Source organism: Robinsoniella sp. RHS (assembly GCF_001029355.1).
Classification (GTDB): domain Bacteria; phylum Bacillota; class Clostridia; order Lachnospirales; family Lachnospiraceae; genus Robinsoniella; species Robinsoniella peoriensis.
This window is the reverse complement of the sequence record NZ_JNGB01000065.1, coordinates 1-23391: the sequence shown is the minus strand read 5'-3', so window position 1 is coordinate 23391 and position 23391 is coordinate 1. Positions and strand designations below refer to the sequence as shown.

Annotated in this window: 19 protein-coding genes, 1 pseudogene and 1 riboswitch; of the genes and pseudogenes, 16 read left to right on the top strand and 4 right to left on the bottom strand. The window is 40.9% G+C overall.

The genetic code is table 11. From position 1 onward, the window contains the following. Positions 1 to 10: 10 nt before the first annotated feature. Positions 11 to 637 carry a TetR/AcrR family transcriptional regulator gene (locus RHS_RS20440; RefSeq protein ID WP_027293493.1) on the bottom strand — a complete coding sequence of 209 codons (627 nt, stop codon included), beginning with the start codon at positions 635 to 637 and terminating at the stop codon, positions 11 to 13. A gap of 829 nt (positions 638 to 1466) precedes the next feature. Here RHS_RS20440 and abc-f point away from each other — a divergent pair. The 8 genes and pseudogenes from abc-f to RHS_RS31500 all read left to right on the top strand — a co-directional run. Further along, positions 1467 to 3107 (top strand): ribosomal protection-like ABC-F family protein, encoded by a 1641-nt coding sequence (abc-f, locus tag RHS_RS20435; protein WP_047834209.1) that lies wholly within the window; start codon positions 1467 to 1469, stop codon positions 3105 to 3107. Positions 3108 to 3362: 255 nt separating this feature from the next. Then, on the top strand, positions 3363 to 4925 hold the full coding sequence (locus RHS_RS20430; RefSeq protein ID WP_047834208.1) for a response regulator: 1563 nt from the start codon (positions 3363 to 3365) through the stop codon (positions 4923 to 4925). Beyond that, complete coding sequence (locus RHS_RS20425) at positions 4888 to 6642, top strand: histidine kinase (protein ID WP_047834207.1); 1755 nt, start codon at positions 4888 to 4890, stop codon at positions 6640 to 6642. Before RHS_RS20430 ends, RHS_RS20425 begins: the two co-directional genes overlap by 38 nt. 109 nt (positions 6643 to 6751) lie before the next feature. After that, positions 6752 to 8149 carry an extracellular solute-binding protein gene (locus RHS_RS20420; protein ID WP_070040489.1) on the top strand — a complete coding sequence of 466 codons (1398 nt, stop codon included), beginning with the start codon at positions 6752 to 6754 and terminating at the stop codon, positions 8147 to 8149. 63 nt (positions 8150 to 8212) lie between these two features. Further along, a complete protein-coding gene (locus tag RHS_RS20415) occupies positions 8213 to 9130 on the top strand; it encodes a carbohydrate ABC transporter permease (protein ID WP_044293491.1) in 918 nt (305 codons plus the stop codon). Further along, positions 9127 to 9954, top strand: a complete 828-nt coding sequence (locus tag RHS_RS20410) for a carbohydrate ABC transporter permease (protein ID WP_047834206.1) — start codon at positions 9127 to 9129, stop codon at positions 9952 to 9954. Before RHS_RS20415 ends, RHS_RS20410 begins: the two co-directional genes overlap by 4 nt. A gap of 10 nt (positions 9955 to 9964) precedes the next feature. Continuing rightward, positions 9965 to 12253: a beta-galactosidase gene (locus tag RHS_RS20405; protein ID WP_047834205.1), complete on the top strand. Its 2289-nt coding sequence runs from the start codon at positions 9965 to 9967 to the stop codon at positions 12251 to 12253. Positions 12254 to 12290: 37 nt separating this feature from the next. Further along, positions 12291 to 12410: pseudogene (locus RHS_RS31500) on the top strand (resolvase); the annotation flags it as partial. Between the two features lie 212 nt (positions 12411 to 12622). On the opposite strand, the gene RHS_RS31495 reads toward RHS_RS31500, so the two are convergent. Together RHS_RS31495 and RHS_RS20395 are read right to left on the bottom strand one after the other, a co-directional pair. Continuing rightward, positions 12623 to 13183: a GNAT family N-acetyltransferase gene (locus RHS_RS31495; protein ID WP_052430654.1), complete on the bottom strand. Its 561-nt coding sequence runs from the start codon at positions 13181 to 13183 to the stop codon at positions 12623 to 12625. A 475-nt stretch (positions 13184 to 13658) separates the two neighbouring features. Then, entirely contained in the window at positions 13659 to 13949 is a 291-nt protein-coding gene (locus RHS_RS20395) for an FtsW/RodA/SpoVE family cell cycle protein (RefSeq protein WP_047834204.1), read from the bottom strand. Positions 13950 to 14312: 363 nt separating this feature from the next. On the opposite strand from RHS_RS20395, the gene RHS_RS20390 reads away from it, so the two are divergent. From RHS_RS20390 to RHS_RS20380, 3 genes are all read left to right on the top strand, one after another. Beyond that, positions 14313 to 14558, top strand: a complete 246-nt coding sequence (locus tag RHS_RS20390) for a hypothetical protein (protein ID WP_047834203.1) — start codon at positions 14313 to 14315, stop codon at positions 14556 to 14558. Positions 14559 to 14583: 25 nt separating this feature from the next. Continuing rightward, positions 14584 to 15267 (top strand): Rpn family recombination-promoting nuclease/putative transposase, encoded by a 684-nt coding sequence (locus RHS_RS20385; RefSeq protein WP_395023105.1) that lies wholly within the window; start codon positions 14584 to 14586, stop codon positions 15265 to 15267. 195 nt (positions 15268 to 15462) lie between these two features. Continuing rightward, positions 15463 to 15640: riboswitch (NiCo riboswitch) on the top strand. A 103-nt stretch (positions 15641 to 15743) separates the two neighbouring features. Then, positions 15744 to 16625, top strand: a complete 882-nt coding sequence (locus RHS_RS20380; RefSeq protein ID WP_044293126.1) for a cation diffusion facilitator family transporter — start codon at positions 15744 to 15746, stop codon at positions 16623 to 16625. Positions 16626 to 16766: 141 nt separating this feature from the next. Here the strand turns inward: RHS_RS20380 and RHS_RS20375 are convergent, their stop codons facing one another. Further along, a complete protein-coding gene (locus tag RHS_RS20375) occupies positions 16767 to 18116 on the bottom strand; it encodes an MATE family efflux transporter (protein ID WP_047834202.1) in 1350 nt (449 codons plus the stop codon). Between the two features lie 295 nt (positions 18117 to 18411). Between RHS_RS20375 and RHS_RS20370 the strand changes: the two genes are divergently transcribed. The 5 genes from RHS_RS20370 to RHS_RS31490 all read left to right on the top strand — a co-directional run bounded on the left by RHS_RS20370 (position 18412) and on the right by RHS_RS31490 (position 23050). Then, positions 18412 to 19086: a response regulator transcription factor gene (locus tag RHS_RS20370; RefSeq protein WP_044293123.1), complete on the top strand. Its 675-nt coding sequence runs from the start codon at positions 18412 to 18414 to the stop codon at positions 19084 to 19086. Continuing rightward, entirely contained in the window at positions 19074 to 20267 is a 1194-nt protein-coding gene (locus RHS_RS20365; RefSeq protein ID WP_047834201.1) for a sensor histidine kinase, read from the top strand. Before RHS_RS20370 ends, RHS_RS20365 begins: the two co-directional genes overlap by 13 nt. Before the next feature lie 65 nt (positions 20268 to 20332). Then, on the top strand, positions 20333 to 21211 hold the full coding sequence (locus RHS_RS20360; protein WP_027293506.1) for an ABC transporter ATP-binding protein: 879 nt from the start codon (positions 20333 to 20335) through the stop codon (positions 21209 to 21211). After that, positions 21211 to 22476 (top strand): ABC transporter permease, encoded by a 1266-nt coding sequence (locus RHS_RS20355; protein ID WP_047834200.1) that lies wholly within the window; start codon positions 21211 to 21213, stop codon positions 22474 to 22476. Before RHS_RS20360 ends, RHS_RS20355 begins: the two co-directional genes overlap by 1 nt. Continuing rightward, positions 22433 to 23050 (top strand): hypothetical protein, encoded by a 618-nt coding sequence (locus RHS_RS31490; protein ID WP_138002604.1) that lies wholly within the window; start codon positions 22433 to 22435, stop codon positions 23048 to 23050. Before RHS_RS20355 ends, RHS_RS31490 begins: the two co-directional genes overlap by 44 nt. The last annotated feature ends 341 nt before the right edge of the window (positions 23051 to 23391 follow it).

Genomic DNA, 23391 nt, shown 5'->3' with positions numbered 1-23391 from the left:
ACGATTCCTTTCAATGTGGGGTGCAATAGAGAAGTTCAAACTGGTCGATATGCTTCTCTAATAATTGCAATGCTTCGTCTTCTAGTTCGGGATGATTATCATACTGGCTTATAAGTAAAAAGATAGGTGAATAAAAATTGAGAGCCAGCATCTTGGGATCTAAATCTTTAAAATAGTTTTGTTTGATCATCTCAGCAAATAATTGTGTTTGAAAATCCAGGGGCAAGCGGAAGAAAAACATATGAAAAGTCTCACCTGCTTTGGTACTTTTAAATTGCTCAATGGTTAACATTCTGCGGAATTTAGAAGCTTCCTCAGATTTCAACCAGAATAAAAACATGGATTTCGTCATCTCCTTTAAGGGATTCAGCCCATTATTAATATAGGCGCCTGCCACCTCGGACAAATCGCCCTCAGGAATATTAAATTCCTGTGCTACAATTGCGTACTGGCCTTCGATCCGCTTAATAATCGTATCAAAGATATCCTGCTTATTCTTAAAGTGCCTGTAAATGGCACTTTCACGAATCCCAACAGCTCCGGAAATTTCCCTTACGGATACACCATCATATCCATTATCAGAAAACAGGCGAAGAGCTTCTTTCAGGATCAGTTCTTTTGTGTTACGTTTTGGCATGATACTCCTTTCTATACAAAAAAAAGTTAACGGATGTTCACATAATGGTATTATAGTTAACGAGTGTTCACATGTCAATAGTAAAGTTAAAAAATATTTGGGTTTAGCTGAGGAAGGGGACGCTTTGTAGTTGGAGATAGTGTTCGAAAAGAGAAGGGGGCGGACCATGGCAGGCATTTGGATGGCTTACCGCAGAACTGGCATTTTCTAACCTTGCCGGAGCGCTTTTTGGCGGCACGCGGGCATTCGCTGTGAAATCCTGATGCATTTCGCAGCTCACTGCCCGCTTAGTATCCGATGGGAGCCAGTCGAATACTATCCACCAAAAAACACTCCGGCAAGGTAAGTAAATGCTCAGATCTGCTATACGCCATCCAAATGCCTGCCATGGTCCGCCCCCTTCTCTTTCCGCGCACTACCTTTATCTACAAAGCGTCCCTTAATCAGCTAAACCCAAAAAAGTATTGACGTCCCCCGCTTTCTATGATATATTACAACTAATTTAGAGCAGTAACGCTATTTCTACTGCATCTTAGAAAGAACGAGGTATCTGTAAGAATATGATTATTTGAGGACTGGATGAAACTTATGAAAAGTAAATGGATAATGAAGGCTAAGGAAAAATTAGTCTTATTTATTGAGTTTACTCTGTTCAGTCTGAATCTATGCTTACGGATCATTTATGATAATATTGAACAAGTTACAAAGCGAGACCGTTACTCTGGAAGTTGGATAAGAGTATGCGGCAGTTTGTATTACAGGTTCATTTTGCCTGCTTGTTTTCGTACGCTGATTTCCCTGCTGAACAGAGTGTTTAGGAGGGATTTTTTTGTTATTAAAAGTAAAGAATTTAAAAAAAGGCTATGGGATTCAGGACTTGTTCTGCATAGACCGGCTTACGATTGAAGAAGGAGACCGCATTGGACTGGTGGGTTTAAACGGCGCAGGAAAAAGTACGTTACTGCATATCCTGTATGGAAGTGAACATGCAGATGAAGGAGAGATTAACAGATACTGTGAAATTGCTATGATTGAACAGTGTCAGGAAGAGACGGAAGATCAGCAGAACCAGGATGTCAGCCCCCAGCTGCTCAGCCATATGCAGATTAAAGGTTCTGCCTGCAAAAGCGGCGGGGAGAAAACAAGACAGGCCATTGCGGCGGCTCTATCACAGGGGAGCAGGCTTCTGTTCGCTGATGAACCGACAACCAATCTGGACGTGAAAGGAATTGAAACGCTGGAGAAAATGCTCATGGGTTACCGGGGGGCCTTTGTATTGATTTCCCATGACCGGTATCTGCTGGACAAAGTGTGTACCTCTATCTGGGAGATTGAGGAGGGTAAACTTCGTGTGTTCCCCGGGCGCTATTCCCAGTGGAAGGAACAGAAAGAACGGGAACGGGAATTTGCAATGTTCGAATTTGAGCAGTACCAGCAGGAGCGTAAAAGGATTACGATTGCCATGAATCAGGTGAAGAATGAAGCATCCCAGATGTTAAAACCACCAAAGCAGATGGGGCACAGTGAGTGGATGCTGTATAAGGGTGTGGCAAGAGAACAACAGAAAAATGTTCAGAGCAGAGGCAAAGCCATGGAAAAACGCCTGGAAAAGCTGGAAGTCAAAGAAAAACCAAAGGAATTGGCACCGGTTGTCATGAGACTGGGCATGGATAATCCACTGTCCGGGAAGACGGCAGTCAGGATACAGGGGCTGACGGTTCAGTATGGCAAGAAGTTGGTTTTGAATGAAGCAGATCTGACATTGAAAGCGAATAAATGTACCGTTATGATGGGGGAAAATGGAACCGGAAAGTCTACACTGATTAAAAAGATTATGGAACATCATCCTTCTGTGTATGTGAATCCGGATGTTAAAATAGGTTATTTTTCACAGGAGCACGAAACACTGGATGTGAATAAAACTGTTTTGGAAAATGTAAGGGCTGATTCTAATTTAAAAGAGCATGTGATTCGCTGTATTCTGGCAAATCTCTATCTCACCGAACAGCATATTCATAAACCGGTTTCCGTATTATCCGGTGGTGAACGGGCGAAAGTAATGCTGGCAAGGCTAATGGCATCGGATGTAAATGTATTAATCCTGGATGAACCTACGAACCATATTGATATGTATACTGCGGAAGCGCTGGAAGGACTGCTGGATAAGTGGGAGGGGACGATGCTGATCGTCACTCATGACAGAAGTCTGGCAAAAAATGCGGCGGACCGTTTGGTATTTCTGGAAGATGGAAAATTAGAAACATTCGAGGGAAACTGGGAAGCGTATGAGCAGGAAAAAGAACGTGCATCCAAACGGGGAGATGTGCTGCAATTGGATAAGACGCTGCTCAGTATGAAGATGGCAGAACTGAGTATGCGCCTGAGCAAGCCTAAAAAAGGCGATAATGTGCTGAAAATAAAAGAAGAGCTGGATCAGGTAACGGAAGCCTATTATCAGGTAAACCGTTGAGATATAAAAAAGACTGCTGTCAGAGGCGGTAAAAAATAGCATGAAATTATAGGAAGTAAATGAAGAACTGTATGGCATTTGTGGAAGATGGATTATTTCCGGCTTCTGCATCTGTACATACAGTTTTTTATTGAAAAAATCTATGGAATTTATACATTTTATATGGAATGTGAGATGGGTATTTGACAGGTATTATGGTATAGTGAAAATAAACTGGAAATAAACTGGAAATAAGATGAGAGGGTGGCAAATTTTATGTTACGGGTAATGTTGGTGGATGATGAAGTGTTGGCACTTGAATTTTTAAGGGAAGTTATTGACTGGAATCAATACGGATTTCAGATTGTGGGACAGGCGCTCAATGGAAAACGGGCATTGGAGTTATTCCAGAAAGAAAATCCGCATATTATCATTTCGGATATTAAGATGTCTGTAATGGATGGGTTGGAATTGTCGAAGAAGGTGAAGGAGATAAATCCCCACACCAAGATTATACTGCTGTCCGCATATAAGGACTTCGAATATGCCAAAAAAGGTATTCAGTATGGTGTTTCCAATTATTTGCTGAAGCATGAAATTAGCGAGGCGACCCTGTTGGGGGAACTTGGAAAAGTAAAATCTGAAATCTACAGGGAAGAAGAATGGCAGCAGGCGAAAAAACGTTATTTCTTAAAGAATATTATATATGATGCCCCGAAAGAAGAAAATAGGAAAGAGGATACGGGAGTGGGGAATCAGCTGTTTATGATTATGCTGCAGTTCAACAAGCCTCTTTTTTACGATGATGGAAAAATAGAGCGTCAGCCTGCAGGCTTTCATACAATTATGGATAGTCTGCGAAAAGAACCGGTATCTAAAATAACTTATGTAACGGATGTACAGATCAGTGAAGATAACTATCTGGTTTTATATAATGCGGATCAGGTACGCAGTGAATATGAAGCAGAGGAATTAATTTATCAAAAGGCATTATATACAGAGCGGGTGATCAGGGAATTAGGGAAAGGGTTTTATGGAATCCTTTGCAGCAGGAGATTTTCACACAATCAGGTTGCAGCTACATTCCGTGAGCTTTCCAGGAAAATTCGTTACAGTCCATTTATGAAGCAGAATAAATACTACTTTCTGGATCAGATACCAGCGGGAGATCCGGACGAAGAGGTGGAACTGTTAAAGGAATTTGAGCTGCTGGATTGGAACTTAAACCAGGCAGAGGATGAGTGGAGCAGCGGGCTGGACAGGATGTTCCAAACGTTATGCAGCCCTAAATGGAATTTATCTGCACTTAAGAACTTCTTATCAACCTGGCTGTATTATGAAAAGAAATGGGGGGAAAAGTTTCGTTTGGTTTATGATGAATGTAAGCAGGAATGTTATACGGTTGACCAGTTAAGTGAATACTGTGTATCCTGCTGCAGGAGGATATGTACCGAAATGCAGCAGGATATAGAGAACTCCTATTCCGTAAATGTCAGACAGATCATAAGTTTTATACAGGATCATTTCCGGGAAGAACTGACGCTGGATTACATAGGAGCAAAATTTCAGATGAATGGTGTTTACTTAGGGCAGCTTTTTAAAAAAGAAGTAGGAACTACCTTTCTAAAATTTCTAACAGACTATCGCATCAGCCAGGCTAAGATAATGCTGGAGGATGGGCAGTATCAGGTGGCAGAAGTGGCTGAGCGGGTGGGATACAAGACAAGCCAGTACTTCAGCCAGATTTTTTATAAATATATGAGCATGACGCCGCAGGATTATAAAAAATGGGGGAAACAGGGTGGCAAAGAAAAGCTTAAAGAAAAGAATACTGACTAAGATTGCATTTGCATTAACAGCAGCCACAGTTGTAAGTACCATTGTGGCCTATATCTATTTCAGCCGGATTGTACGGGAGCAGAAGATTCACGATGAGCAGATTAAACTGCGTCAGATTGTAAGTCAGCTGGATTTTATGGTGGAAGATATACAGAACTTTACGAGAAGTATTGCAATTGACCAGACAATTCAGGAGAATTTGAATAAAAAAACATATAAAAATGAATTTGACAAAACCAAGAGGAGATTTGAAGTAGGAAAACAACTGGTATTTTACAATTCCCTGCGGAATTATATCGGGGTTTCTATGCTGAAAGGGACGAATGGGTTATATTACAGCAGCAGGAACTTAATGGGAGACGTTTATTTCCAGGAGAAGTTTGAACTGGAAGAGATTCAGGAGTACGAGGCGAGGGATGATATGGTATTTTCAAATCCTTATTATAGTATTGAATCGGAGATCTCCCAAAGTGTAATCTGTTATAAAACGGTGATCCGTGATATGAACAGTGCATCGGAGATTCTGGGAGTCCTGTATCTGGATATTTATCTGAAGTATTTTACAGATCAGATTGCAAATTATGCGAAGGATTATGAAAATGTATATTTAACGGGAAATTCCGCAAATATCTTATATCAGAAGAAAATAGAAGAAAAGGAAAGCGGTTATTTTAGTGAACATACGGAAAGTAACCGGCAGAATGTAGAGAAAGTGGAAAAAGGATATTTAATCAGGGAAGATATAATAGCTGCCGGATGGAGTGTAAATACTTTTTTGTCTAACAAATATCTGTGGCAGCAGTCAAAGTTTGTGCTGGACTTTTTTCTGCTGTTTTTTGTGATTTCCATTACCCTTCTTTTGGTGATGACATCCAGGATATTAGAAAGCATGATACACCCAATTACCCGTTTGACAAAGGCCATGGAGCAGATGGAGTACGGGGAGTTAAGAAGTGATTTATCCATTCATACCGGCGATGAGATTGAGCTGCTCTACCGGCGTTTCCGTGAAATGCTGGCAGAGATTCAGCAGTATATGGAGGGAAAACTTGAGGACGAGCATCAGAAGAAGGAAATGGAGTTTGATATTATGCTGTCCCAGATTAATCCCCATTATCTATATAATGTTTTAAATACAGTGGTCTATATCGCTGTTGCTGAAAAAAATAAAAGGATTGTGGAAATCGTGAATGCGCTCATACATACCCTGCAGGAAACGCTGAAGGTGGGGGAAAAGAATATTTATATAACCATAGAAAAAGAGATCGAGTTAGTGGAATGCTATCTGACGATTCAAAGATATCGTTATCCCGATGTATTCCAGGTGGAGATTTGCTGTGAAGAGGAATTGAAGAAATGCGTGATTCCGAAGACCTGCATTCAGCCAATTGTAGAAAATGCTATTTTGCATGGAATCATTCCGGGTGAAACAAACGGGGTGATAAGGGTCAGGATTCGAGAAGCAGAGGAAAAAATCCAGATCACAGTGGAGGATAACGGCGTCGGAATGGATTCTGATAAAATCAGAAAATTTATGTCTGGTGAAGCATTGGAAGAAAGAGCAGAGGAGCGCAAACACATTGGCATTACGAACATAAGAGACCGGATCCGGTTTTTATATGGTGAACCATACGGTATTTGGATTGAGAGCAGGATAAATGAATATACCGTTGTAAAAGTGCTTCTTCCCATTCAGGGAGAAGGAAAAAAGCAGTGATCAGAAAGAGAAAAACTATAGAATGGAAACAAAATATAAAGAATGTGATGTGTGAAAATCAAAGTGCGGATGATATGATACAGATACATAAAGAAGGAGGTATAAAGAAATGAAAAAGCGTATGAAACAACGTATGAAACAACTTACAAGCCTGGCAGCAGCGGTGGTTCTGGTAACGGGACTGTTATCCGGATGCGGAAATCAGACAACAGAGGAAGAAACCACGAAGGCTATCAATACAGCAGACAGCGTTTCTACTGAGAACCAGAGTGATGAGGGGGCGGAGGCTTATAAAGAGCTGCCTTCGGATTATAAAGGCACACTGACTATGTGGGGGTGGGATGATAATTATTATAAAACAATGACAGCGGCATTTCAGAAAAAATATCCCAATGTAACCTTCGAATATACACCGGTGGCAAACGGCGACCTGCTGCAAAAGTACCAGACAGCGCTGGCAACGGGTACGGAACTGCCGGATGTGGCATGGTCAATTGTAGATTCCAGAGCAAAGGTTTTTGAACTGGACATGTGGGAACCGTTGAACCAGGCACCTTATAATTTTGATATTCAGGAGGTATTTGATTACCTGCACCCTCTGATGGTGAACTCAAAAGGAGATGTGTGCGGCATAGAGCAATCCATATCCCCGGCGGGTATTGCATATCGGAAGGATCTGGCAAAACAATATCTTGGAACGGATGACCGGGAAGAATTAGAAAAAATGTTCCCTACCTGGGAATCGTTTGTGGAAAAAGGGAAAGAAGTATATGAAAAAAGCGGCAATAAGGTCTATATGTGGCCGGGCATTGCAGATGCACAGCAGTTTATCCGTGAACAAAGCGGATTATCCTGGATTGACGGGAATACGATTAAAGCTACAGAGGCTCTGAAAAAATCACTGGATCTGGCATGTCAGTTCCGGGATAACAATGTAGTGGATAAACTGGAAGCATGGACACCTGCCTGGTACGCATCCTTTGGAGAAGGAAACCATATATTTGCAGGCTGTGCAACCTGGTCGGTTCCATTTACCATCGAGCCAAATGACCCGGACGGAAAGGGGGCAGATCATTGGGGGCTGATGAATGCTCCGGAGGGAAATATCAGCTGGGGCGGAACCACACTTGGAATATCAAAGAATTGTAAAGATAAAGCATTGGCATGGGAATTTGTGAAATTTGCCACCTTGTCTACGGAAGGTGCCGAGGCACTGAATTCCATGGGGAACCTCACCTCTGCAAAGAAACCATATGAAGAAAAGCCAGAATTAAAGTCTTATAAGAGTGAATGGTTCGGCGATCAGGATCTGGGTAAAATGTTCCTGGAAGAAATCGTTCCGGATATCAAGGTAAGACCGATGAATCTGGATGATAATGTGATTCATGAGACGTTAAACCTGATCACTACAAGTTTAAATAATGACAGAAGCATGACATCGGATCAGGCATTAGAACAGTTAAAAGAGGAACTGTCCATGAAATTGCCGGACTACACCATTGAATAAATGGTTAAACAGGAAAAGGCTGTGGATGATATTCATGGCCTTTTCCGGAAAGAGAGGTTGGCAATGAAGAAAAAAAGAAATACTCTGACCAAATGGCCCTATCTGTTTTTGTTTCCATACTTTGCATTTTACTTTCTGTTTTTTATCTTTCCGACGATCTACTCGTTTATCATAAGTTTTACCGACTGGGATAGTATCGCGGGGGTGACACAGCGTAAATTTGTGGGATTTTTGAACTACATCAGATTGTTTACAAAAGATAAAATTTTCTTTAAATCACTGGGTAATACGTTTTTCTTTATGATTATTTATATTCCTCTTCTGATATTAGGGGGACTGCTGTTAGCAGTGTTATTGTATAAATTAAAGAAAACCAGCCGGTTGTTTCAAACAATCAATGTACTGCCCTATATTACCACACCGGTTGCTATTGGTATTATTTTTTCCTTTATGTTTGACTGGTCCACCGGGATTGTCAATAATCTGTTAATCAAGCTGGGGGTCCTAATCGAGGGAATTAACTGGCTGGGTGACGGAGCTACTGCCAGGATCATTGTTATATTTTTGATTGTGTGGAAGAATCTGGGGTACTATCTGCTGATCTATCTGGCGGGGCTGTCCACAATTCCGGAAGATATTTCGGAAGCAGCCATGGTGGATGGGGCGAATAAAGTACAGATTTTCTGGAGAATTACATTTCCTTATCTGAAGCCGATTACTATTTTTTTGACGCTTACAAGCATCATCAGTGGTTTTCAGCTGTTTGACGAACCCTATCTGCTGTTCAGCAATATTAACAGTTCCGTTGGCGGACCGGAACGTTCCTGCCTGACCAGCATGATGTACTTTTTTGACCAGACATTTAAGAGTTCCACCAAACTGGGGTATGGTGCGGCAGTTTCCTATGGTATCTTTATCGTGGTTCTCATTGTCAGTCTCATTGTATCCCGTGTGATTAACAGGAAGGAGGAGAGCAGATGAATAAACCGGTACGTTTTATCAAGAAATTTTTCTATGTGATTCCCCTTGCCATCGTCAGTATAATTTCGGTTATCCCGTTTTACTTTATTATTTCCATGGCTACTCACAGCACAAATGAGATTTACAAAGGAGAGATCTATACATTCGGATCAAAACTGGTGGAAAATATCAGTACCATAGTGCAGGGCGGATTTTTGCAGTATTACTGGAACAGCATTTATACCGCACTGTTTTCCGGGATACTGTGCGTATTTATCAGTGCACTTGCAGCGTATGCCCTGACGGTGTACCACTTTAAGGGTAGAAGCTTTTGCAGTTCATTTATAGTGGCAAGCATGATGATACCTTCCCAGATCAGCTTAATCGGATATAGTATTGAAATGAAAAATATGGGACTGGTTAATTCACATATTCCCCTGATATTAATATGGGGAGCCAGTGCTTATGGGGTCTTCTTCATGGTGCAGTATATGCAGAATTCTCTGCCGAAAGAGTTAATTGAAAGTGCACGCATTGACGGGTCCAATGAATTCCGAACGTTTATCAGTATCGGTATTCCTATGATTAAGCCGGCAGTGGGAACTTTGTTTATGCTGGTATTCCTGTGGTCCTGGAATAATTTTCTGATGCCAAGCACGCTGATTACGAAAAGTTCCAAGTTTACAATACCAATCGGAATTCAGACGCTGGCTACGGCATATACACAGGATTGGGGGGCGAGAGGGGCGGCACTTACCATTGCAGTGGTGCCAATCCTGATTATATTTGCAATCGGTTCTAAATATTTTATAAAAGGACTTTCCGCGGGAGCGGTGAAAGGATAAGGAGGAAGAAATGCATTACAGAATTGATATTAGCCATAACAGAGAGAAAGAGATTTATGCTCTATCCAATCATTTCGGGGGGACCAGTCCCAATAAGGATGAACTTTCCTTTACCAATTACTATATGGAAATAAACCATAAGCCTTTTTTTGGAATAAGCGGGGAATTTCACTTTTCCAGATGCAGTGATATTTACTGGGAGGATGAAATCCTTAAGATGAAAATGGGTGGCATAAATGTGATCTCTACATACATTTTCTGGATACACCATGAAGAACAGGAAGGAAAATTTTGCTTTGCAGGAAGAAGAGATTTAAGGAAATTTATTCTGCTTTGCAAAAAGCATGGGATGTATGTCATTGTACGGATTGGGCCTTTTGATCATGGAGAAGTCAGAAACGGAGGATTTCCAGACTGGCTGTATGGGAAGCCTTTTGAAGCAAGAATGCTGAATGAAGGATTTTTATATTATACAAAGCGGCTGTATGACAGACTGGCAAAGGAGATGGAAGGGCTTTATTACAAAGATCAGGGACCCATTATTGCAGCTCAGATTGACAATGAATATGAACATTCTTCAGCGCCGTGGGAAATCACAACCGGAGTTTCAAATGAGTGGGTATTTGCAGGAAATGAAGGGGATGCATATATGCTGGAATTAAAAAAGATGGCACAGGAGTCTGGGATTATCGTGCCTTTCTATACCTGCACCGCATGGGGAGGTGCTGCAGCACCAAGTAAAGAGATGATGCCTCTTTGGGGAGGGTATGCTTACCGTCCATGGATCTTTTATTCCCATAAGGGAGAGCACCCGGCTACCGGGGAATATATTTACCGGGATCATCATAACAATGAGATTCCAAAGACCTATAATTTTGAACCTGGGTATCCGCCTGAATCCGTGCCCTATGCCTGTTGTGAAATGGGCGGGGGCATGACCTGTTCCTATCACTACCGTTTTTTGCTTCCTTATGAAAGTGTGGATGCCATGGCAAATATTAAGATGGCTTCTGGGTGTAATTTTCTGGGATACTATATGTATAAAGGAGGCACAAATCCCAAGGGAGAACAGGGGGGATTTCTGAATGAAAGCCAGATGCCCAAATTATCGTATGATTATCAGGCGGCATTAGGCGAGTTTGGACAGATCCGGGATTCCTATAAACGGTTGAAACTGCTGCATTTATTTGCCAGCAGTTTTGAGTCTGACTTATGTACGATGCAGACGGCGCTTCCCGGCGGTGCGGAACAAATAGCACCGGAAGATACCGATACACTGCGGTTTGCGGTGCGTTATAACAAAAACGGCGGTTTTTTATTTATCAATAACTTTCAGGATCATGTAGAAACGAAAGTAAAAACAGAGGAGTGTGTGACCATCATTACGAAAGGGGGAGAAATTACATTTAAGTCACTTTCCCTGGCTGCCGGTGAAAACTGCATATTGCCATTTCATATGCAGATGGAAGGCAGAATCCTGAAATATGCCACAGTTCAGCCAATTACAAAACTATGTCTGGATGGAGCATATTATTATTTCTTTTTCACACCGGAAGGAATGGAAGGTAAATATGTATGGGAAAATGGTGAAGAGATTAAAATACCAGGGCAGCCCATTCATTCATACCGTTTAGAAGAGGATGAAAAGGTTATTCATCTGGTTACGTTATCAAGAAAGATGGCGATGGACTTTTATAAAGCTAACCAAAATGGAAATGACATGGTTTTAATTACAGATATGGCGGTACTGCAAGATGAATATGGCATCCGTTTTGAAACCGGGAATTGTGAAAACCGCATCCTGGCTATGCCGGACGGGATATTGGAAAATATAGAAAAGACTGGAAAAACAGTTGTCCAAAGTAAATATCCGCTTTTTACGGAATACAGGTACCGGGTGGAAGAGAAGCCGCCGGTTAAGCTATTGGCAAAGCAGACAGGACCAACCAGATACTGTATAGATCTGCCGGGAAATTTAATGGAAAGTGTTAAAGACGCCATATTAAAAATAGATTATACAGGTGATATCGGGCAGGCATTTATAAATGGAGAGATGATTTCGGATAACTTTTGCAGCGGGGGTATCTGGGAAATCGGACTGAAAGAATTTGCAGACAGTTTAAAAGAACATCCCTTAACAATTTATATAACTCCGATCAAGAAAGGGGTTCATGTGAATGTAGAATCCGCAATGGCTGCCAGAATGGAGCAGGTAGATGGAATAACCGGAATGCTCCATAATGTATCCATTGCGTGGGTTTATGGAAAGGATTGTAATTTTCATAGAAACACATTCTAATATGTGCTTATTATCTGCAAGTAACATAATATAAACTGAAAAGGGCAATGTTGCTACCGTCATATCGAAAGATATGTCGCGTGTCGGACGCGACTACCTGCAAACAGGCTTTTACACCGAAGTCTTTTTCCGGAAAAAGGGCATCTGCTTCATCGCCGGCGGCTGAACGGAGAGTATGTTTTGCTGAAAAATGACACCGCCGAAGTTGAGAAAATCCTCAGGAATGTTTATGACATTATGAGTGAGGAAACCCGCCGAGAGCAGCCCAAAAGGGTGCAAGATATGGAGATGTAACAGGCGGGGCGGCGGGATGGGCAATCGTCTATCCCGCCGCCTTGTTTTTAATTGGGATTCTGTATCTAAAGTCTACTAAATCGTGAGTATCATATTTACATTCTCACCCTCTGGATAATCACCATTCCCCCATGTTTCCAGATACTTTCCATAATAATCCGAAGGCTCGAAAGTGTTCGTAACAACAAAGCCACATTTTTCATATGCCTTTATCGCCCGTTTGTTCTTCAACCACGGTCGGATGATGAATGTTTCAATACTGTAATCCCTGCACAAGCTGTCTATAAGCAGCTTCATCGCATTTGAACCTATACCGCGACCTGTATATTCAATGGAACGCAGCCACATATCCAATTCCATATTAGTGATTTTTCCATCATTAAAGGTATGGGAAATTGTGCCGACGATTTTATCCTCCCAAACAATCAGAAGATACTTGCTCAGTCCGGGTGTATTCCCAAAAAAATGTGGTTCTTCATCACGAATTTCAGACCAGCAAAAGTGATCCTTGTCGTCAAACATGGCCTGCCAAATAGCATCTTCTTCAAAGGCCATGCCGTAAATCAACTCCCGATCTGCTTCTTCGGCGTAATATAGTTTAATCTTATTGTTCCCAGCATATATTGTTCTTTCCATATCAACCCATCCTCATGTTGGCATTCTATCTTGCACCTGAATTAAATTATACTACATGCAACTGTCCAAAGCAATGAGCAATACCCGACCATTCCGACCATCCAACCGGTCAAGGGACGAGTAGTAATTTTTCGCAAAGAAAGCGAAAAAGTCTCCACTCTTAAACCCTTGACCGGCTGGATTTTTGCCGTGACATTTCGTTTGCTTCATTATACGGCAAAACCGTCTGCACTATTGCGGCGGTTATTGTTAGCTTTACGGTGGCTCTGTCCCCGCACCCCCGACCTCTACAAAGAACAGAATGAAAAACCTGTTTACTGGAAGATTTGGATACGGTATGGAAAGAACAGGCAAGTGAGTGGAATGAGCGCTTAAATTTGTATATCCAGTGAAATGATAATGGCAGAACTGCTGATTCTGTGGTCATCAGCAGTTCTGCCATTCATATCCAATTATATGTTTCAGATTCTATTATCTAAGCGCGTACCTTACCACGAATTCCAAATTCCTTTGAAGGCGGCGAAACAGGCAGGATATTCTGGTACCGGCAGATACTTAAAAGTATTCCGATAAGTATATAGGTAATCACTGTCCCGGTACCGGCGTAGGAGAGGAACGGACAGTTGGTGTCTGTGAACATAAGTCCCAGATTGTTTAAAAAATAAAGAATTACCTGCAATAAGAATATAGTGGAGCATGCCATGCCCATTATCATGCCCAGTTGATTTTTTTGTCTGAGAGAAATCCTTAAAAAGCGGCAGAACACATAAATCACTGCTTTTCAAGGTCTGTTGCACAAGGTGATGATTGATTTGTGGGGGCACGGGATGAAGTGGAAAAAGAAAAGTGATAGACAATGAGGTAACAGAATCTCAAGTGAGAAATTACATACAATAAGATGAAATAAATAAATATATAAAAGTCACAAAAAATAAAAATAAAGCTTGAACTTTAGAAAAAACTGTTATATAATGAAAAAAAGAAATACATAGATACATTTCATTGAACAACACTTTTTTCTAAAGTTCTTAAAATTCATTTTATATCTGGTACATATTCTGTACAATTTCCCTTTAGAATTGTTATATCATTTTTGTGTCTTTGTATTCTGAATGAGAAGGAGGAATCTATGACTCAAGAAAGAGATATTGCAGCAAAGATATTTTTTGCTAAGCCGGAGCATTTTGCAGATCTGTATAATGGTGCCTGCTTTAAGGGCGAGCAGATTTTAAATCTGGACGATTTAACCCCTCTGGATTCTGTACAGGAATGCTTACCTGGCAGTCAGAGCTTTAGTAAAAAAGCCGTACGAAGGAACCGGGATGTAGTCAAAATGACTGCGTTGGGTGCTAAATTTTTTAATTCTGGCATGTGAAAACCAGGAGCATGTACATTATGCAATGGTAATTCGGAATATGCTGTATGACGCTATGAATTACGCAGAACAGGTACAACAGATAAAACGTAAATATAAAATCGCCGGGGATTATGGTAATTCAGATGAATTCTTATCTGGAATGAAAAAGCAGGATAAGCTTCTGCCGGTTATTACATTGGTTGTATATTTTGGAGCAAAGCCCTGGGATGGCTGTCTGGATTTGCACAGTATGCTGGATATACCAGCAGAAATGGAGACATTCCGTCAATATCTGCCGAATTATAAGATACAAGTTCTGGATGTAAAGAGGATAGATCATCTGGAATATTTTCAAACGGATTTAAGAGAAGTATTCGGAGTTATTAAATATGCAGAAGATAAGAATATGATGAAAGCACATGTGAAGAAGCACCAGGACAGATATAGCAGATTGATGAAAGAAACAATAGAAGTTATTTTCATCATGCTGGGTGAAAAAGAAAAGATGTCAGAGATCATAGAACAGGCACAGATAGATAATAAGGAGGAATATGATATGTGTAAAGCATTTGAAGATATGAGAAGTGAAGGAAGAATGGAAGGCGAAGAATTATTTGCCAGATTAACATTAAATTTAATAAATGATAATCGAACCGTAGAATTAAAAAAAGCGGTAACAGATAAGGGTTCCAGAGAAAATCTGTATCAGGAGTATTGTCTGGTGTAACTGTAGTTTTTTTAATCTTATCTTGTGATTTTATGAATACATGATAGCGATATCTCACATGGATGCCATGCATTCTTAATTTTTTCGCCATGCATCCTTAATTTTTTTCACCTTGACATGCTATACTGAATATGTTAGATTATTAGAAATCGATTTGCACTGCATTACATTCTAATAAAAAAGAATGCGAGATCAACAGTACAAACTGAGCAGGCGATAAACCATCTAATGCCGCCCGAGTAAATAGGCCACTATAACACCTGACGCAGACATCAGGCACTATATCGGCATATTTACAACCGGTGGCACTGGTTTGTGGGGCCGGGCCGCTAAGCGGCAGCAGATGGGTATGAAACACATCTGTGGGACAGTAGTATGTTCCGCAGGTGTGTTTTTTTTGTTTTCCGAACAGAACAGCGCATCTTATGAATGAGTCTGAGCATGGTCGGTTAACATTTAGAATAGGGGTGAAGAAAATGAAATCAAATCAACAAATTGCAACGAAAGTATCAATTGTCACCATTATAGGAAATATAGTTTTGTCTCTGTTTAAGCTCTATGCAGGTATATTTGCAAAATCAGGAGCAATGATTTCTGATGCAGTTCATTCTGCTTCGGATGTATTTAGTACATTAATTGTAATTCTCGGTGTTAAGATGGCAAGCAAAGAATCGGATAAAGAACATCCGTATGGCCATGAACGAATGGAATGTGTGGCTGCCCTGGTACTTGCTATTGTACTGGGGATTACCGGGCTTGGAATCGGATACAGCGGGATACGGAAAATATTCTCCGGGGATACGGAGTCCCTGGCGATTCCGGGAATGCTGGCGCTTGTGGCAGCGATTATTTCGATTGTGACCAAAGAAGCCATGTATTGGTATACCAGAGCGGCGGCAAAAAAAATTAATTCCGGAGCGTTAATGGCGGATGCGTGGCATCATCGTTCCGATGCTCTGTCATCGATTGGAAGTATGATAGGTATTCTGGGGGCAAGACTTGGGCTTCCTGTTTTTGATCCCATTGCCAGTGTGGTAATCTGCATTTTTATCCTAAAGGCAGCATTTGATGTATTTAAAGATGCCATTGATAAAATGATGGATAAAGCCTGTGAAGATGAAGTCGTTGATGAGATGCGTAAGGTAATCAGCCGGCAGGAAGGTGTTATGGGAATTGACCAAATTAAAACAAGATTATTTGCAGATAAAATCTATGTAGATATTGAAATTCAGGCAGATGGGGAAGAAACACTCACTGAGGCCCACTCTATAGCACAGAGGACCCATGATGAGATAGAAGGTACTTTTCCTAGTGTGAAGCACTGTATGGTGCATGTGAATCCGGTAAGAAAAGCATAAGGACGTATGAGCGATTTTAAATAGAATACATAAGAATAGAACAGAAAATAAAAAGAAACCTTTCAGGAATTATGGAATGCTGTGAGGTTTCTTTTTTCTTAATTATTGTCTGTGAATGAATTTCAGACAAGGTGCTTAACTTTATGCCCTTGTAAGATTCTTTACCCATTTATAACTGTTTACCCGGATAAAAGCAATGACACATTTAAATATCTGATCTGAATTCAGACAGCATACGACGATAATCGGTGACCATCGGAAATAAAAGGCAGCAAGGAAGGAGATGGGAATGACAATCAACCAGATACTGATGATGTCATTAATCATGGCAAACCTTGTATCGCCGCCGCCACGGATTAAGCCTGTCAGGACAGGCATCTGGTATGCGGTGCCGATGCAGGTCACACATAATATGGTTAAAAATGCATTTGCCAGGTATTTGGTTTCTTCAGATAAAGCGTAAAGTCCCAGAATCGGAGTTTTTAACAGGAATAAGGAAAGGCTGGTTAAAAGGCCGATACAGAGGAACATTAATTGTAAGGTTCGGGTATATTCTTTTACCTTGTGCATATCTCCGCAGCCGATTGTCTTGCCGATTACAATTGTGGCGCAGGAGGAAGCACCTACCGATGCCACTTTCAGAATCAGGAACAAGGTAGAGGCGACACTGTTGGCTGCAATGGCATTGGACTGCAGATGTCCCAGAATTACGGTCTGCATGGCTGTGGATAACCCCCACATTCCTGCCACAATAATTACCGGATAACATACATGGATATAGTCGTGAAGCAGAGTACGGTCGCAGTGCAGAAAATCCCTGAGTTTTAAATGCAATTTCTGATCTTTTTTATATAGGTAGAAACAGACGATAAGCAATTCGCTGATTCGCGCAGCCAGTGTGCCGATTGCAGCTCCTTTTGCTCCCATTTCCGGAAAACCAAAATGTCCGTAGATCAGAGTATAATTGATACAGCAATTTATTACCAGAGCGCTGATTGATATATAGAAAGCAATCTTAACGCTTTCCACACTTCGAAGGGAGGCCAGAAGTACAGTTGTAATCGCAAATATAATATAGGTAAAACGAATAATGGATAAGTATTCCATTCCTGCAGCGATAATTGCTTCGTCGTTGGTAAATAAGCTCAATACACCATGAGGTAAGAGGCTGACTGTAATAAACAAAAGAACGGCAAAAAGCAAAGCCGCCCGCAGGGCAATAGTAGCGAGCTTACGAATAGGTTCAATTCGCCGCTGCCCCCAATATTGACTTCCCAATACCACCAGGCTGTCACCACATCCATTCATCAGCTGCTGAAGCACAAACTGTATCTGATTCACTGCTGCAACGCCGGATAAAGCTGTTTCATTATAGGCACCAAGCATAATATTATCAGCCAGATTGACACTTAAAACAATAACATTCTGAAGGACCAGAATCCAATACAGAGAGAAAAAATTATGATAAAAACTGCGATCCTTAGTAAACATAAAGAGCCTCCTGAATGTATTTATTTAAATAGAAAAATGTATAAATAATCTAGTTGTCAGGGATATTCTAGCATAGTAGGTTTGGGAAGTCTATAGGGGAATTGGTATGCGTGGGTAAATACTAAACCCAATATATTTTTGTAACTTATCAATATCTCCTACAAAATTATGAATTCCTTTCATAGTAAAAATTTCCTACGTTGATATAGTATTTTTATAGAGATTTATATGATAAAATAAGCTCGTTATTTTAACAAACGAAATTTACTATGTTTTCACATAAAGGAGAGTCTTAATGCAGTATAAAATCTTGGCAGTTGATGATGAAATACATATTTTAAAGTTATTAAAGGATTATTTTAATATGCAGGGATATCTGGTCTATACGGCCTGCGGCGGGAGTGAGGCTCTGGAAAAAATAGAGATACAGCCGGATATCATTCTGCTGGATATTAATATGCCGGATATGAATGGGCTGGATGTGTGTAAAAAAATCAGAGATCATGTCGCTTGTCCGATTTTGTTTTTGACGGCAAAGGTGGAAGAAAGGGACCGTATTAACGGGTTGATGATCGGAGGGGATGATTATATATTAAAACCCTTTAGTATAGAAGAATTAGGGGCAAGGGTGGCTGCACATTTGAGGAGGGAACACAGGAGCGGTGCAAAGGAAACCTTGAAGTTTACAGATGATCTGCTTATCAATTATACGGAGCGGAGTATTTATTATCAGAATAAAGAAATTACCCTAACGAAAACTGAATTCGATATTATAGAACTGCTTTCCATGAACCGGGGGCAGATTTTCAGTAAAGAGACGATCTATGAGCGCATCCGGGGCTTTGACGGGGAAAGTGACAGCAATATTATTGCGGAACACATTCGCAGAATACGTTTGAAAATCGGGAAATATGCAGACAAGACCTATGTAGAAACTGTTTGGGGAGTGGGTTATAAATGGATTGGATAGATGAACTGGTATTTAAATTTAAGAAAAAGATGCTGGATATTTCCCTGAAAAGGGCAATGGCAACGTACCTGCTGATTGCCATTGGAGCGGTTTTAATACTTTTTGCAGTCAGTACGGCGGTCGGCGAAAAATGGAGTACGCTGCTAAGTATACGATATTTTGGAAATACCTATGGGATTACAACAAATCTGGTATGGACAGAGGTTAAAATGACACTGCCGGATCAGATTCTGACTTTTGCGGTGATCTTTTTACAGTCATTCAGTATTGTTGTTTATAGTATAGGTGCAGTTATTGTTACCTCCTATTTATTTTATAAGAATAAGCTGGCGGAACCGATTGAGTTATTAAAGCGGCAGGTAAAGCATATTGGAGACAATGAACTGGGGTACGAGTGCGTCTATGAGGGGAAGGATGAACTGGGAGAGGTGTGCAGTGCATTTGAGCAGATGCGCATAACGCTGATAGAAAATAATAAAAGAATGTGGAATATGATGGAGGAGCAGCGTCGCTTGAACGCAGCGTTTGCACATGATCTTCGGACTCCCCTTACAGTTATCCATGGATATGCGGATTTTTTAAGTAAATATTACCCTACCGGTAAAATTACGGAGGAGCAGATGATGGAAAATTTTAATTTAATCAATGCACAGGCAATGCGTCTGATGAATTTTACCAATACCATGAAGGAAGTGGGCAGCCTGGAGGCTCTGGAATTAAACAGAAAAAATATAACAGGGGAAACACTGTTTAAAAGGGCATCAGGGATTGCACAGATTATGGAAGAAATGGGAGAAATAAAAGTTACCTGTGAGTCTGCACTTCCAACGGATTCTGACTGGTTTATGGATGAGATGATTTTTATGGAAATTCTTGAAAATATGCTGTCCAATGCTATGCGGTATGCCAAATCAAAAGTTGTTATTACCCTGGAAAGCGGTGAAGATTATGGGGAGTTGTACCTCTATGTTCAGGATGACGGGGAAGGATTTTCCAAGGAAGGACTTAAAATGGCAGACCGGCCATATTACAGTGACCAAAAGGGGAAGGATGATGGCACACATTATGGAATCGGTCTGTTTATCTGTAAATTTTTATGTGAAAAACATGGCGGGAGCCTGGACCTGGCAAACAGCATAGATGGGGGAGCAATTATTTGTGCAATTTTTGGTGTGAAATAGGAAAAGTGTAGATATTTAGTCCGTATGATAAAAACCACAAAGGAATAGCAGAGAGGAGAATAAAAATGTCTACAGAAATCATAATCGAAAATCTGGATAAAAATTATGGCAAAAAACAGGCGTTAAAAAATATCAATCTTAAGATTGAAAGTGGAATGTTTGGGTTGCTTGGCCCTAACGGAGCAGGAAAGACCACACTTATGAAAGTCCTTGCCACACTGCTTAAAAAAAATGCAGGAGAAGTAACGGTGTGTCAGGTTCCCATCGGGAAGGCGGAGGAAATAAGGAAAATGATCGGTTATCTGCCACAGGATTTTAACATGTATGGAAATATGACTGCTTATGAAGCGATGGATTATTTAGGGGTCTTGTCCGGAATGAGCAGATCCCGCCGCCAGGAGCGTATTGGGATCCTGCTTGAAAAGGTAAATCTGCAGGAGGAAAGAAAAACGAAGGTACGGGCCATGTCAGGCGGAATGCGCAGAAGACTGGGGATAGCGCAGGCTATTCTCCATGATCCAAAAGTATTGATTGTGGATGAGCCTACGGCAGGGCTGGATCCGGAAGAACGGGTGCGTTTTCGGAATTTGCTCTGCGAGCTTGCAGAAGAACGCATCGTAATTTTATCTACGCATATTGTTGGGGATATTGAGGCAACCTGTGAGGATATTGCAATCCTGAACCACGGCAGAATTCTGTATAAAGGAACTGTGGAACAGCTTCTTCACGAAGCAGACCAGAAAATCTATACAGCTGAGATTTCCAAAAAAGAACTTTCGGGTATGAAAGAAAAATATGTTGTTACCAGCATGATGACAATAGGGAATCATCTGAATGTAAAATTTGTTTCGGAAGAAAAACCATTTTCCGGAGCTGTCCCCTGTGAGCCAAACGTCGAGGATGCATATATGTATCTGATGCAGAAGGAAAGAGGTGACAGGTGATGTTTCTGAGTTTGTTAGGAAAGGAATGCAAACAGATATTTAAGAGCCTAATCTTTTACCTGTACCTGATTATACTTGCCGTGTTTGTTACTTCGCAGATGGAGGAATTTTCAATTATTACAAAGCCTCAGCCTGGACAGGAGTCTTATGGAATGAAAGAGAGCAGCGACCCTAAAGAGATTATGGAGGCGACAACAGGCAAACTAATGCGGGATTGGTATAACAATTCTTATGCTGCTTATCCTATCGGATTTTATAAATCAGTATCCCTGGATAAAGAAGATTATAACCGTGTAGCAGAGATACTGGAAGAAGTGACGGGAAAGACAGAAGAAGATTTAGTACGTGATTTACAAGCAGACAGTCCAAATTCTTCTAACCAAACGCAGCAGGGAACCATCATGCCGCCGATGTCCGGGCGTACAGTAATATCAGATACCATTACTTATGAGCAGTTTGAACAGTTAATGAAAGAAGTGGATTCTATTCTGGGGGCTAACGGATCTTCCTATTATGCACCTGAGAAGATGTCCCGCAATGCAATGGTTCCAATGAATTATGAAGAGGCTCTGATTGAGTATCAGCAGATAATTGATGTGGATCATGTGACCGGTGCATTTGCCCGGATATTCTGTGACTATATGGTGTTGATGCTGGCGATACTTCCGGTATTTCTGGCTGTAACAAGGGGAATACGGGATAAGCGTGCAGGTGCCAGTGGACTCATATATTCCAGAAAAGCATCTTCTGTATCAATTGTACTTTCCCGCTATCTGGCAACACTGATTATGAGCATGATACCAGTGGTTATTTTAAGCATTTCACCTATGATGGAAGGAATTTACTATGCAAGAACACTGGGAGTATCTGCAGACGTATTCTCATATATGAAATACATTTTGGGATGGCTTTTTCCTACGGCAATGATGGTAGTTTCCATTGGGTTTTTCTTTACTGAACTCACGGACAGCGCTCTGGGGATACTGATCCAGGGAATCTGGTGGTTCATTGATATAAATAGTGCAGTAAAAAATGGACTTGTAGGAGGATTTGGTTTACATTTGGCACCAAGATGGAATACGGTGGGAGAGGGTGAGAAATTTTTAGAAGAGTACCTGGGGCTGTTAACCAACCGTATCTTTTTTACCGTGTTGGCAGTAGTCTTATTAATAGCAACCATATTTATTTATGAATGGAAAAGAAAGGGGATCTGGAAATTCAATGGAATTGTATATCGCAGTGGGAAAAGCAAATCTGAAGCATAATTTTCTGCCCCATCTTTTGATTGCCTTATGTTTTAGCCTGTTAGCTCCGGTTTTGATGGGGATGAAAGGATTGGATTCTGGCCAGGTAGCACAGACGCTGGAAATGTATGTACAGTTAGCGGGCATTATTCTGTTAGTTCCGATTTTTATTCCTGACCAGGATAAGAACATCCGGGATCTTGCTAAGAGTAAATATATGCCTGAGGTCAAAGTACATCTGATACGGCTGACGGAGTCCCTGTTGGCATTGTTTGTGGTATTGGGGGCATTTATCATCATTTTGTATTCCAATAATCCGGTGTTTTCTCCGATTCAGTATTACTTTGGAGTCATGGGAGGCGCTGTCTTTTTAGGCGGGCTTGGAATATTTGCATACAGTTTATCTGATAATGTAGCAATCGCTTATATGGCTCCAATGGTATATTATGTATGTAATTATTCCGGAGATAAATATTTTCAGAAATTCTTTCTGTTCTCCATGGCAAGAGGCAGTTTTGAGGAGAAGATTGTTTTAGGTGCGGCAGGTATCGTATTGATTGGTGTTGGTATTTTATACAGGCAGAGAAGAAGGTAGGTAAAATATTAATCGTTGAAAAGAAGAGCTGGCCCGTAACAGGCAGATGACGGCATGGACCTATGAGGTATGCGTCATCTGCCTGTTTTCTTAATCAGTATCCCCATTACTACATCCAAGAAACTATTGACATCCTTTTGAATAACCGCTATATTCATATTATAAGAATCATTAAGAATATAAAGATTTAGCATATAATAAATCAGCAGCCGCAGCAGACGGCAGAAAGGTGAATATTTTGGATTTACGCAAGGAAAAGATGAAGGTTTTAAAGCAGTATTTTGGATACGATGAGTTCCGTGAAGGACAGGAAACTCTGATTGACAGTATTTTGTCAGGAC